An 11924-nucleotide genomic window follows, 5' to 3' on the forward strand; every position below is an offset into this window, starting at 1 on the left:
TTACGCGGCCTCCTTCACGGCTTTGACCACTTTTTCAGCAGCATCAGCTAGGTCATCACCAGAAATAATAGGGAGACCGGATTCCGCCATAATTTTCTTACCAAGATCGACGTTTGTACCTTCTAGGCGAACAACCAATGGAACGCTGAGCGATACTTCACGAGCAGCAGCAACAACACCCTCGGCAATCACATCACAACGCATGATGCCACCAAAGATATTAACCAGAATACCCTTAACATTTGGATCAGAAAGAATGATCTTGAAAGCAACGGTCACACGCTCTTTCGTCGCACCACCACCAACGTCTAGGAAGTTAGCAGGCTCACTGCCGTATAGCTTGATGATATCCATCGTTGCCATCGCAAGACCAGCACCGTTCACCATGCACCCAATTTCACCATCCAGCGAAATGTAGTTTAATTCATGGCGAGCCGCTTCAAGTTCTTTTGCATCTTCTTCGTCTTCATCGCGCATACCTGCAACGTCTTTGTGACGGAAAAGCGCGTTATCGTCGAAGTTCATTTTAGCGTCGAGTGCAATAATGTCGCCTGCACCAGTCACAACCAATGGGTTGATCTCAACGATACTGGCGTCAAGATCCATAAAGGCTTTGTACATCGTCGCCATGAATTTCACAGCTGCACCGACCTGCTTGCCCTCAAGCCCCAAGCCGAAAGCTAGGTTACGACCGTGATAAGGCATAAAACCTTCGACAGGATCGATAGCAACTTTCAAGATTTTTTCAGGCGTGGCTTCGGCCACTTCCTCAATTTCCATTCCACCTTCGGTAGATGCCATGATGGTCACGCGGCTGGTCGCGCGATCAATTAGCATTCCAAGATAGAGTTCACGTTTAATGTCACAGCCTTCTTCGATGTAAAGGCGTTTCACCTCTTTACCGACAGCGCCAGTCTGCTTTGTCACGAGGGTATGACCTAGCATCTTGCGCGCGTTTTCTTTCACATCATCAAGCGTCTTGCAGAGACGAACTCCACCGTCGCCATCAGGGTCGTCGGTGAAACGGCCTGCTCCACGTCCACCTGCGTGGATTTGGGATTTTACAACCCAGATTGGGCCGCCCAGTTCACGGGCTGCATTTTCTGCCTCTTCCGGTGTAAAAGCAACTGATCCACGGGGAACAGCTACACCGTATTTTCTCAGCAGCTCTTTAGCTTGATATTCATGAATGTTCATGGGACGCCACAAAGCCTCAATTGGTTTTATTTTTTAAATATGGTTAACGAGTCCGAAAACCCTCATACCAGCAATATACACTTAATTTGTTAAGAGCATACCGATAGATACTTAGCGATAGATTAACACCCCGGACCCAGAGCGCAACCGCACCGCAACAATTTTTGTCGGAAAATTGGCATAAAATGCCGCGGATAGTCGGAAAAATAAAAGGCGTTGCGACTTATCGTCAACAACGCCTTTCACTATTCTCAATCACAAGAAGATTTAATTGTGCAATGCACAGTACCTTCTTAGCCTTTAGCCTGGATATCCTTACAAGCTTCGACGAGCCCCTTAACAGCCTCTACAGAGCTGGCAAGAAGCGCAGATTCCGTAGCATCCAGGTCGATTTCAACAACTTTTTCGACACCGTTTGCTCCCAAAATTGCGGGGACACCAACGTACATACCGTCAACGCCATACTGACCTTCAAGATATGCAGCGCATGGCAGAACGCGACGCTTGTCTTTCAGATAGCTTTCCGCCATCAAAATTGCAGAAGCAGCCGGTGCATAAAAAGCAGAACCGGTTTTCAACAACCCAACGATCTCAGCACCACCATTTTTTGTGCGCTCAACAATAGAATCCAGTTTCTCTTGGCTCATCCAACCCATTTTAATGAGTTCTGGCAAAGAAATACCGGCAACAGTTGAATGACGAACCATCGGCACCATCGTGTCACCGTGACCACCGAGAACAAATGCTGTTACGTCTTCGACAGATACATTCATCTCATCAGCAAGGAAGTGACGGAAACGGGCAGAGTCCAAAACCCCGGCCATACCAACAACTTTATTAGCCGGAAGGCCTGAAGCCTGCTGAAGAACCCAGACCATTGCATCCAGAGGATTGGTAATGCAGATAACAAAAGCATTTGGGCAATTCTGTTTAATACCTTCACCAACAGACTGCATAACCTTGATGTTAATGCCCAGCAGGTCATCACGGCTCATGCCTGGCTTGCGGGCGACGCCTGCAGTTACAATCACAACATCGGAATCAGCGATGTCTGCGTAGTCGTTTGCCCCTTTAAGATCAGCATCAAAACCTTCTACAGGAGAAAGTTGAGCAAGATCCAGCGCCTTACCCTGAGGAATACCTTCGGCAATGTCGAAAAGAACGACATCGCCCAAATCTTTCATTCCAGCCAACAAAGCAAGTGTGCCGCCAATATTACCAGCACCAACAAGCGCGATCTTTTTACGTGCCATGATTTCTGTCCTTATCAGGATTTCTTCGGCCCGATCGGGCCCTCGATCAAATGCGTCGCAGATAAAAGTACCTGCAAAATACACAGGGAGTCCTAGCGCGTATCCCCATTTTGAGCAAGGAACTTTGTTGCATTGCACACAGACTCCTCTTGTTCAAACTTTAGTGATCTCAGCTCAACAGGCAAAAGTACTTACCCTTATCTGTCCGTAACTATTTTGCGCATTTCACACAAGATGTTGCATAGGGAAGGGCAATCAGCCGGGCTTCCGGGATGGTTTCCCCACAACCAGAGCAAACACCATAGGTATCATTCTTTATGCGCGTCAGCGCAGCTCGAATCTGATTTATTTCCACCAACCCGGCCTCTTCAAGCCCTTCAAGCACTTGGTCCCCTTCACTTTCTGTTGCGTTTTCTCCCCAGTCCTGACTATGAGGTTCCCGAAGGTCATGTTCGATTTGATCAACCCGAACGCCAAGTTCTTCCATTCGGGCTTTCAAGCTGGCTTTAATTTTATTCAGATCAGGCATTTGCACAGGTTCCCTTCTGATAGCTCTATTGATTTGGATAGTACTATTGGGATTATGGCACTTGCTTTAAACGAGTCATTGACTCAGGTCAGCATTGTTTAAGAGATAGCAAGCACACCGCTCATGAGAGATTACTCTCATAAGGCATCATTTTACGGCTTTTTTTGTTTCAAGGGAAGCCTGACCTAGAATTAAAAGAGTCATACCTATTGCATGCCTGCATTACGTATCAATATGCGGCTGGATAATATATTCCTGAGATCTCATTTCCTGAAGCCGACTGACTGTGCGCTCAAATTCAAAAGCGCCATCGCCGCTGGGATATAGTTCTTCCGGTTCAGCCGCAGCAGCAGCAACCAAATTACACCGATGTTCATATAGGGCATCAATTAGAGACATGAACCGACGCGCCTTATCTCTATTCTCTGAGACCATTATAGGAATATCCGATAAAATCAACGTATGATATTTCTTGGCAATCGTTAAATAATCTCCAGGCCCAAGAGCCGTCGCGCAAAGCTCATCAAAGGTAGCAAAAGCAACTTTTCTTGCTGTCTTTGCCATTCTCACTTCCCGCCCTTTGATATGAAGGATCTCTTCTTCAGCCTGCGCCCCCTCAGTCAGCTGGAAAAAAGCCTCTTCCAATGCGTGGCTGGCTTCATTGCCAAGTGGGGTGTAATAGACAGAAAGGTTTTTCATCCGCTCCAGGCGATAATCAATTCCAGAATCAAGCTGCAGCACATCCAATCGTGCCTTTAAAAGATCGATAAAAGGCAAAAAGCTCTCGCGTTGCAGCCCATTCTCATACAGCCGATCCGGTGGCCAGTTCGAAGTCGCAACGACAACAACACCCTTTTCAAACAAAGCTTCAAACAAACGAGCCAAAATCATCGCATCAGCGATATTCACCACATGGAATTCATCAAAGCAAAGGAGTAAAGCCTCTTCGGCCAACTCTGCAGCAACATCCGGCAAGGGATCAGCCCGGGTTCCCCTATGTTTTTCTCGCCATTTGTGCAGACGTTCCTGTACTTCCAACATAAAGGCATGAAAATGAACACGCCGCTTTGGCTCCGTCGGGGCAACAGAAAAGAACATATCCATAATTGTGGATTTCCCTGTACCAACCCCCCCAAACAGATATAGCCCTTGCGGTGGGGTTATTTTTCGACGCCCCAAACCAAGGCGTTCTTTCCACCCGCCCATTCCCGTCGAAGGTTGGTAATTTTTCAAAGCATGATACAAGCTTTGTAATTTTTCAGCCGCAAGTTCCTGCGTTTGATCAGGACGAAGCTCACCAGCGTTTCGCATATCACGATAGAGAAAAAGCGGTCCTTCACTCATAGAAAAGAAATTCCCAAACCTGTATATAAATTAACTAAATTGAATACTTAACGTCCACCAGTAACGATCATTACTCTGTTCATAAAACCTCCTGTCTTGCGCTTGATATCGCAATGCGAGATCATAAAACCCTGAAATGATTATTATTACAACTCCATGAATTGCCAATAGGCATAACAAAAAGAACAAGAAATAAAGAACTTAAAAGACATAACGACCAATTCGCCCCGTAACATCAACTCGGCAAAATTACAGGAGAAAACGATGAACGAAGATGTCCTGAATATGAGTATCCGCAAATTTCTCAAAAAAGTTGGCATAACATCACAACGTGAAATCGAAGCTGCAATTCGGCAGAATATTAAAAACATGCAATTAAGCGAAAAACCTTCATTCGCAATATCAGTTCAATTACACGCTCCTGAACTCGGACTCGATCATAAAATTGACGGAAAAATAGAACTGGAATAATTTTTTTAAAAAAAAGCGACGGTTTTTATTTTCTTCCTGCGTTGAAAGAACACGAAACGATCATCACAGGAGAAAAACCATGATCAGTAAAAAGACTTTTATTGTTGCAAGTTCAATTGCATTTCTAACCGCAAGTGCCGCCTTTGCTGCCGGCGGTGGAAAGTGGAAAAACCACTTCGAAAAAGCTGACACAAACGGTGATGGACAAATCACACAGCAAGAAATTGCGAATGTACAGGCGACAAAATTCAGTCAAACCGACCTAAATAATGACGGTTCTATCAGCTTGCCAGAAATGCAAGAAGCTGTTGCTAGGCGCATCGCCGAAAGAACAAAAAACAAATTTAGCAAAATGGATGCTGATAATTCTGGCGGGATCTCTACCGAAGAATTTAATGCTAGAATAGACAAAATGATCAAACGCCTTGATCACAATAACGACGGGGTCATTGATAAAAAAGAAATACGACACAAAAAGCGCCACAAAGGATAATATTATAACTGATCAACCAAAGCATAATTGAATGGTAGGGAAAACGGGTCATCAATGACAATGCCTCAAACCCCAATAGAGGATGCGAATTTAATGGCCCGAGTTGCACAGGGGGACGCAAATGCATGCCGTCTTCTTGTGCAACGACACCTCAATCTACTTGTGGGATTAGCCATGCGGATGACTGAAAGTAAATCTGAAGCAGAAGACATCGCCCAAGAAGCTTTTGTCAGACTGTGGAAACAAAGCCATGACTGGCAAGCCAAAGCCAAGGTATCAACATGGCTTTACAGAGTGGTCCATAATCTTTCTATTGATGCTATCCGTCGAAAAAATCGGCAGACATTATCCGAAAATGATCGGGTACAAATAAGCGAAAACACAACAAGCACCCAAAAAACTCAGGATCAGATGCTTCATCAACAAGACATAACACGGCAGGTCGAAACAGCTATATCTCACTTACCCGAGCGGCAAAGAACGGCGATCACCCTTGTTCATCATAGGGACATGTCGAATAAAGATGCCGCTCACGTTATGGATATCTCTGTTGACGCACTTGAATCTCTCTTGGCAAGAGCACGGCGGAGTCTCAAAGAGATCCTTTCAGAAAGCCGTAAAGACTTACTGGGAGCAGCATCATGATGCCTAACTCACCTCTCTCAAGCAAAGACAGAACGGAGCTCACTTATCTTTTTGATTGCTATGGTGCTTACTCTCACCACTGGCCTGAAGAAAAACGCGACTGGGCCTCAAACCTTATCGACCATCACCCTGAAGCCAAGGTGTTGAGGGATCAGGCTCTTGAGTTCGATCGGTTACTTGACCAAAGTCCAGCAGAGCCAGATTCAGTGCACCTCATCAACTCCATTTTGGCTCAAGCGCCGCAAAAAAAACAACCGCCCAACCAAGAACAAAGCATACTTCATAAACTCTGGCCCTTTGAAAGTATATGGCGACCTATTTCAGCCCTGACGACAGCTGGCATATTCGGCATTCTGCTTGGAACAACGTCTCCGGCCTTCCTCTATCAACAAGAGGCAATAGAAATGGAAATCGCTTATCTAGAATTCTCTCTGGGTGATAACTTCACAAATAATTTTCCAGAAGGAGAAATTGACTAATGCCCGTTCCTTCAAAAAAGGTTCTTACTATAATTTTCTCTATTTCCTTGGCCTTCAATATTTTCATGGGTGGCCTTATCGGATCGCATATGTGGCACGCACGCACTTATGGCCCCGTCGGCATGCATGGTAAATCACAAGAACAAAAGAAACAGTGGCGCAACCTCTCGTCAGAACAACGTGATATTTTCAAAGAAGTATGGCGGGAACACAAATCAGATATTAAATCCTCTTTTAAGGATCTGCGCGCATCGCATAAAAAATTAAAAGGTAATTTAAAAGGAAAGACCGAACGTCCGGAATTTGAAGCTGCCTTTGAAATCTTTATGGCCGAACAATCCGACATTCACAGTCAAACGCTGGAAAAGCTACTCGACATCGCAATGACCCTGCCACCAGAAGACCGTAGCACCTTTCTCTCCTTATGGGGAACAGGCCCTAGCAGAGGCAAGCACCAACAACGATAAGATAAAACCTCATTGAAAGAACTACTGAACAATCCGATTTGCGGGCAAGATAATGGATGCCGTGGTCCCCTTACCTTCTTCACTTGAAAGACGAAGGCTACCGTTGTGAAGCAAACAAAGCTTCTGAGAAATTGAAAGCCCTAAGCCAGTTCCCTGAACTTGCCTTGTCATCGCCCCATCAACTTGAATAAAGGGGCTCATGACATCCTGCAATAATTCTTGTGGAATACCTATCCCAGTATCTGTGACCTGAATAAATATAGTATCCTCATCACGACCTGCGTTGATTGTAATCTTGCCGCCTGCTGGCGTAAACTTCACAGAATTGGACAACAAATTAATCAAAATCTGTTTTATTCCCCGCTCATCAGCATAAACGTTTGGAAGAGATGCTGTTGATCCAATTTCAAGGTCCAGTTCACCGCTATCCAACCTAGGCCGAATGATCGTTATAGATGAGTTGATCAAGTTTTGAAGGTCAATTTCCTCCTCATTGAGAGAGAACTCTCCAGCTTCAATTTTAGACAGATCAAGTATGTCATTAATCAGATTCAACAGGTGATCACCACTATTTCTAATGTCAGATAAATAGTCGTGATATCTCTCTGATCCCAGAGGCCCAAAAACTTCACGCTCCATTAGCTCTGAAAAACCGATAATGGCATTCAACGGCGTGCGTAATTCATGGCTCATATTAGCCAAAAATTCGGACTTCGCACGGTTCGCGACCTCGGCGCTTTCCTTAGCCTGCCTTAATTGGGCTTCAGCCTCGCGCTGTTTGGTAATATCTTCCTTCGTCGCGACATAGTTTGTGATTTCACCCTGATCGTTTACAACACTTGATATAGAAGCTCGTTCCCAAAAATAATCACCATTTTTGTGTTTATTTTTAAATACGCCTGTCCAGACGTGGCCGTTTGAAATGGTCTCCCAGAGTTCTTTATATTGAACTTCGGTAGTATGGCCCGACTTCAATACACTAGGCGTTTTCCCGATAACTTCATCCGGGCTATAGCCTGTAACATCCGTGAACTTGGGATTTACATACTCAACGACGCCATTTGGATCGGTGATTTGAATAACGGCAGGATTTTGCTCGATAGCTTTTGAGAGTTTTCGTAGTCGCCCCTCGACCTCTTTTTGCGCAGAGATATCCCGGATAAAAGTAATCCTGTTATTCTCTCCATCAAGGACGCTGTTTTTTGCGGTGATACTTACCTCAAAACGCGATTGATCTTTTCGAATACAAATAGCTTCATATGCACCCGTCTTTTTTGTGTTGATTGCATTACGAACCTCACCAAGGGATTCTGGCGCAATCAGATCCTCCACCTGCAAAAGAATCATTTCTTCGTATTCATAACCAAACATACGCATAGCTGCATCATTGCAGTCTGACATTACATCATCAGCATGAATAATAATTCCCTCATTTGAAAGTTCAGATAATCTACGGAGACGTTCTTCACTCACCCTCAGATTTTCTTCCGCCCTTATACGCTCAGAAATATCAACGCTGACACCAATTAACCCCGCAAATGTTCCATCAGTATTATTATATCGCGCTTTATGCATCAAAATATGCATATCTGAACCATCTGGACGTGTAAAAACGGCGGTCCCTTCATCAGTCATCCCTGCATAAATCGCCTGCTGGTCCGCCGCGATAAAAGTATCGGCCAATTCCTTTGGGAACAATTCATGGGATGTTTTACCAATAATCTGATCCAGCTCTAACCCAATATTTTTGAGGAACAGCTTATTGCATCCCAGATATTTTCCGTCTTGATCTTTGAAGTAAATCTGAGCAGGAACAGCATCCAATAATGTTTGCAAAAAGTGATTATGCTGCTCTACCGCACTTTCAGCTTCTTCGAGACGTTTAATCTGTTGATTGAGTTTTTGAAAGCTAGGGACTGCTCTGATAATGCCAATAAAAAGAAAGATTGCGCCCCCAAGATAGCCAACCATCTTTTCCAATATTGCCTGATACGCTGTATCGCCGACAATCAGGAATTTATTAAGCTGAGGGAAGTTATCAGACACATCCAACAGACTTGCAACTGCCAAAAGAACAAAGCCCGCCGTGATAAAGTTCCAACCACGAAAAGCAAGATCCTGAGCCGGGCGACGCCAAATAACAACACCAACAAGAGTGATCAGAACGGCTGTACGAAATATTTCCGCCGTCAAATCCAGCATTTAAGAACAGGCTCCCCACCCCACACTACAAAATCCTTACTTCTCAATCACCCAAAAGTTGTGGGGACGATTCCAGAACTTAAACATTTATTTTCATAATTAAGCTAGTATCAATAATGAAAACTAACAGGAAGTAAATGCAACAAGTTTTATCACAAAAAAAGGCTGGCAAAACGCCAGCCTTTCCCAATTCATCAAAATTACTATGGATAATTAAACTTTTCGTTCAACCATCAACTTCTTAATCTCTGCAATTGCCTTCGCCGGGTTCAGCCCCTTTGGACAAGTTTTAGTGCAGTTCATAATTGTATGGCACCGGAAAAGCCTGAACGGATCTTCCAGATTATCCAAGCGTGATCCGGTTTCTTCATCACGGGAATCCGCAATAAAGCGATAAGCCTGAAGCAGAACAGCCGGTCCAAGATAACGATCGCCATTCCACCAATAACTCGGGCAGGATGTTGAACAGCTAAAACAAAGGATACATTCCCACAGACCATCAAGTTTCTTACGATCTTCAGGAGTCTGAAGGCGCTCTCTCTCAGGTGCCGCAGTCGTGGTTTTCAACCACGGCTCGATAGATGCATACTGCGCATAGACCTGATTGAGATCAGGCACCAGATCCTTGACAACAGGCATGTGTGGCAAGGGATAAATTTTGACCTCATCATCCTCGTCCACATCGCTGCAGAACTTGGTACAAGCCAGTGTGTTTGACCCATCAATGTTCATGGCACAGGACCCACAAACACCTTCACGACAGGAACGACGGAATGTCAGACTCGGATCGATCTCGTTTTTAATCTTGATCAAAGCATCCAAGACCATTGGACCACAATTATCCATGTCCACTTCGTAAACATCTTCCCGTGGTGTTTCCCCGCTATCAGGGTCCCAGCGATAAACGCGGAATGTCTTGGTTTTTGTTGCTCCAGCCGGAGCAGGATGCTTTTTCCCGCTCTTGTTTATTTTTGAATTAGCTGGAAGTGCAAATTCTACCATTGTTATTTTCTCCTAGACGCTTTCCCTTTAGCCACTTAATAAACGCGGGCTTTTGGTGGGAAGGATTGCACTTCATCAGTTAACGGCTCCAGATTAACCGGGCGATAATCAAAAGTAACATTCCCGTCTTCATCACACTTGGCCAGTGTGTGTTTCATCCATTTTTCATCATCACGGTCAGGGAAATCCTCACGGGCTTGCGCACCGCGGCTTTCCTCACGATTTGCGGCACCAGCCATGGTAACACGTGACTGATACATCAGATTGTCAAGTTCCAAAGTCTCAACCAGATCAGAGTTCCAGATCAGCGACCGATCGGTAACATTGATATCGTCGCGCTTGCTCCAGATTGATCCCAGAAGATCGATACCTTGCTTCAGGCTCTCACCTGTTCTGAACACGGCCGCATGGTTCTGCATAGCTTTTTGCATTTCCAAACGAACTTCAGATGTCTTCATTGACCCCTTCGCGTAACGTGCCTTGTCCAAACGTGCGAGAGAGTTATCCCCAGCATCTGCAGGAAGCGGCGCCTGTGACGCACCAGCCTTCAGCGTTTCAATACAATGAAGCGCTGCACCGCGACCAAAGACAACCAGATCAAGTAAAGAGTTCGATCCCAGACGGTTCGCCCCGTGTACAGAAACACAAGCGGCTTCACCAATGGCCATCAAACCGGGAACTTCTGTATTCGGATCCCCGTTCTTACTGGTCACAACATCACCTGTGTACTTACAAGGGACACCGCCCATGTTGTAGTGACAGGTAGGAATCACGGGAATAGGTTCTTTTGAAACATCAACACCCGCAAAGATACTTGCAGATTCAGCGATCCCTGGAAGTCGTTCAGCAATAAGATTCGGATCCAGATGCTCGATGTGCAGATGAATATGGTCATTGCCAGTGCCGACACCGCGGCCATCACGAATTTCCATTGTCATGGCACGACTAACTACATCACGAGACGCAAGATCTTTAGCACTCGGTGCATAGCGTTCCATGAAACGTTCACCTTCAGAGTTGGTCAGATAACCACCTTCACCGCGAACGCCCTCAGTAATCAGACAACCAGCACCATAGATTCCAGTTGGATGGAATTGAACAAATTCCATATCCTGACAATCAAGGCCGGCACGTAATGCCATACCGTTACCATCACCTGTACAGGTATGCGCACCCGTGCAAGAGAAGTACGCACGACCGTACCCACCAGTCGCCAAGATAACTTTCTGTGCACGGAAGCGATGGATTGTACCATCATCTAGGTTCCATGCCACGACACCGCGGCATTCACCATTTTCCATGATCAGGTCAATGGCAAAGTACTCAATAAAGAACTCAGCGTGACGTCTTAGACTCTGCTGATAAAGCGTATGCAACATAGCATGGCCAGTTCGATCAGCCGCGGCACAAGTACGTTGCGCAATCCCCTCGCCAAAGCGGGTTGTCATACCACCGAAAGGACGCTGGTAAATCTTACCTTCTTCGGTACGACTAAACGGCATCCCATAGTGTTCCAGCTCAACAATTGCCGGAACAGCTTCACGTACCATATATTCAATTGAGTCCTGATCACCAAGCCAGTCGGATCCCTTTACGGTATCATACATGTGCCAGCGCCAGTCATCTTCACCCATGTTCCCCAGAGAAGCAGAAATCCCCCCTTGAGCAGCAACCGTATGACTACGCGTTGGAAAAACCTTGGTAATACAAGCCGTTTTCAGGCCTGCTTCTGCCAAACCCAGCGTCGCACGCAAACCTGCGCCACCGGCCCCGACAACAACCACATCATACGTGTGATCGATAAACTCATATGCTTTGTTTGATGGAGCAGTGTTCATCGTT

At 45.5% G+C, this 11924-nt stretch carries 12 protein-coding genes; 5 read left to right on the plus strand and 7 right to left on the minus strand.

The window, feature by feature from the left end:
• The 4 genes from sucC to zapE form a co-directional block, all read right to left on the minus strand.
• On the minus strand, positions 1–1197 hold the full coding sequence (gene sucC / locus ACN0QW_RS13655) for an ADP-forming succinate--CoA ligase subunit beta (RefSeq protein ID WP_047764968.1): 1197 nt from the start codon (positions 1195–1197) through the stop codon (positions 1–3).
• A gap of 293 nt (positions 1198–1490) precedes the next feature.
• A complete protein-coding gene (gene mdh / locus ACN0QW_RS13660) occupies positions 1491–2450 on the minus strand; it encodes a malate dehydrogenase (protein ID WP_417432165.1) in 960 nt (319 codons plus the stop codon).
• 211 nt (positions 2451–2661) lie between these two features.
• Positions 2662–2979 carry a TraR/DksA family transcriptional regulator gene (locus ACN0QW_RS13665; RefSeq protein ID WP_417432166.1) on the minus strand — a complete coding sequence of 106 codons (318 nt, stop codon included), beginning with the start codon at positions 2977–2979 and terminating at the stop codon, positions 2662–2664.
• Between the two features lie 222 nt (positions 2980–3201).
• Positions 3202–4323, minus strand: coding sequence for a cell division protein ZapE (gene zapE, locus ACN0QW_RS13670; RefSeq protein ID WP_417432167.1), 1122 nt, complete (start codon positions 4321–4323; stop codon positions 3202–3204).
• Positions 4324–4587: 264 nt separating this feature from the next.
• On the opposite strand from zapE, the gene ACN0QW_RS13675 reads away from it, so the two are divergent.
• From ACN0QW_RS13675 to ACN0QW_RS13695, 5 genes are all read left to right on the plus strand, one after another.
• The gene (locus ACN0QW_RS13675; RefSeq protein WP_417432168.1) at positions 4588–4794 is read left to right on the plus strand and encodes a DUF6494 family protein; all 207 of its coding nucleotides are present in this window, start codon (positions 4588–4590) and stop codon (positions 4792–4794) included.
• 79 nt (positions 4795–4873) lie between these two features.
• The gene (locus ACN0QW_RS13680; RefSeq protein ID WP_417432169.1) at positions 4874–5287 is read left to right on the plus strand and encodes an EF-hand domain-containing protein; all 414 of its coding nucleotides are present in this window, start codon (positions 4874–4876) and stop codon (positions 5285–5287) included.
• Positions 5288–5341: 54 nt separating this feature from the next.
• Positions 5342–5932 carry a sigma-70 family RNA polymerase sigma factor gene (locus ACN0QW_RS13685; RefSeq protein WP_417432170.1) on the plus strand — a complete coding sequence of 197 codons (591 nt, stop codon included), beginning with the start codon at positions 5342–5344 and terminating at the stop codon, positions 5930–5932.
• A complete protein-coding gene (locus ACN0QW_RS13690) occupies positions 5929–6411 on the plus strand; it encodes a hypothetical protein (RefSeq protein ID WP_417432171.1) in 483 nt (160 codons plus the stop codon). Before ACN0QW_RS13685 ends, ACN0QW_RS13690 begins: the two co-directional genes overlap by 4 nt.
• A complete protein-coding gene (locus ACN0QW_RS13695; RefSeq protein ID WP_417432172.1) occupies positions 6411–6878 on the plus strand; it encodes a periplasmic heavy metal sensor in 468 nt (155 codons plus the stop codon). The genes ACN0QW_RS13690 and ACN0QW_RS13695 overlap by 1 nt, the downstream gene beginning before the upstream one ends.
• A 21-nt stretch (positions 6879–6899) precedes the next feature.
• Here the strand turns inward: ACN0QW_RS13695 and ACN0QW_RS13700 are convergent, their stop codons facing one another.
• The 3 genes from ACN0QW_RS13700 to sdhA all read right to left on the minus strand — a co-directional run bounded on the left by ACN0QW_RS13700 (position 6900) and on the right by sdhA (position 11920).
• Positions 6900–9080 carry a PAS domain S-box protein gene (locus ACN0QW_RS13700; protein ID WP_417432173.1) on the minus strand — a complete coding sequence of 727 codons (2181 nt, stop codon included), beginning with the start codon at positions 9078–9080 and terminating at the stop codon, positions 6900–6902.
• A 213-nt stretch (positions 9081–9293) separates the two neighbouring features.
• Positions 9294–10082: a succinate dehydrogenase iron-sulfur subunit gene (locus tag ACN0QW_RS13705; RefSeq protein ID WP_299374175.1), complete on the minus strand. Its 789-nt coding sequence runs from the start codon at positions 10080–10082 to the stop codon at positions 9294–9296.
• Positions 10083–10117: 35 nt separating this feature from the next.
• Positions 10118–11920: a succinate dehydrogenase flavoprotein subunit gene (gene sdhA / locus ACN0QW_RS13710; protein ID WP_417432174.1), complete on the minus strand. Its 1803-nt coding sequence runs from the start codon at positions 11918–11920 to the stop codon at positions 10118–10120.
• Between the last annotated feature and the right edge of the window lie 4 nt (positions 11921–11924).

This window comes from Kiloniella sp. (genome assembly GCF_048259265.1).
Taxonomy (GTDB): domain Bacteria; phylum Pseudomonadota; class Alphaproteobacteria; order Kiloniellales; family Kiloniellaceae; genus Kiloniella.